General features: G+C 73.1%; 1 protein-coding gene. It reads right to left on the bottom strand.

Going from position 1 to position 1000, the window contains the following annotated elements:
- Positions 1 to 883: alcohol dehydrogenase catalytic domain-containing protein (locus DP106_RS15450; RefSeq protein ID WP_120086665.1), on the bottom strand; the 883-nt coding region annotated here is incomplete at its 3' end.
- Positions 884 to 1000 lie beyond the last annotated feature (117 nt).

The raw sequence follows: 1000 nt of genomic DNA, 5'->3' as shown, positions 1-1000 counted from the left end.
CCAGGGTGTCCTGGGAGTCCCGGGCGTCGCCGGAGCCCCAGCCCTCGACCGATCCGGCGGTTCCGATGAGGTGTTGGGCGTTCACCGGGACGTCCTCGCCGGGGACGCCGACGACGATCACGGAGCCCCCGATGCCGACGCCCTCGACCACCGACGCGATCGCGTCGCTCGAGGGCGCCGTCGCGAGCACGCCGTCCGCGCCGCCGAGCGCCTGGAGTCGCTCAGCGGGGTCTTCGTCGGCCGCGTTCACGAAGTGGTCGGCCCCCAGCTCCGAAGCGAGGGGCTCCTTGTCCGGGCTTCGCGAGACGGCGACCGTCTCGTACCCGGCGGCGCGGGCGTACTGGATGCCGAGGTGGCCGAGTCCGCCGACGCCCTGGACGGCGACGAGATCGCCCGGCTGCAAGTCGGCGTTCCGGAGCGCGTTGTACGTCGTGACGCCGGCACACAGAAGCGGGGCCGCGTCGGCCGCCGCCAGGTCCTCGGGGACCGCCGCGAGCGCCTCCGCGGGAACCGTCGTGAACTCGGCGTAGCCCCCGTCGAACGTGAGCCCCGTGATCTCGGCGCGTTCGCAGTTGAGGAACTCGCCGCGCCGGCACGGCTCGCAGGTGAAACAGTGGCCGCCGTGCCACCCCGCGCCGACGTAGTCGCCCGCCGACCAGTTCTCGACGCTCCCGCCGACCGAGTCGACGTAGCCGACGACTTCGTGGCCGGGGATCCGGGGGTAGCTGACGCCCGGGTACCCGCCCTCCGTGACGAAGACGTCGCTGTGGCAGATGCCGCAGGCCTCGACTGCCACGCGGACCTCGCCCGAGGCCGGCTCGGGGACCGCTCTCTCGACGACTTCGAACTCCGCACCCGCCTCGTCGACGACCGCCGCGCGCATCGTCTCTGACATACCGGGGAGGTCGCCCCCCGGGCGGAAAACCCCCGGCGTATCGGCAACCCGCCTCGCCGAACAGTCCGTCCAACCGGAGGAGAGACGACCCCGCCGACAGGTCTC

The sequence above is a fragment of the Halonotius pteroides genome (genome assembly GCF_003605635.1).
Lineage (GTDB): Archaea > Halobacteriota > Halobacteria > Halobacteriales > Haloferacaceae > Halonotius > Halonotius pteroides.
Note: the sequence above shows the minus strand (reverse complement) of the source record. Positions and strands in the feature narration are given on the sequence as shown.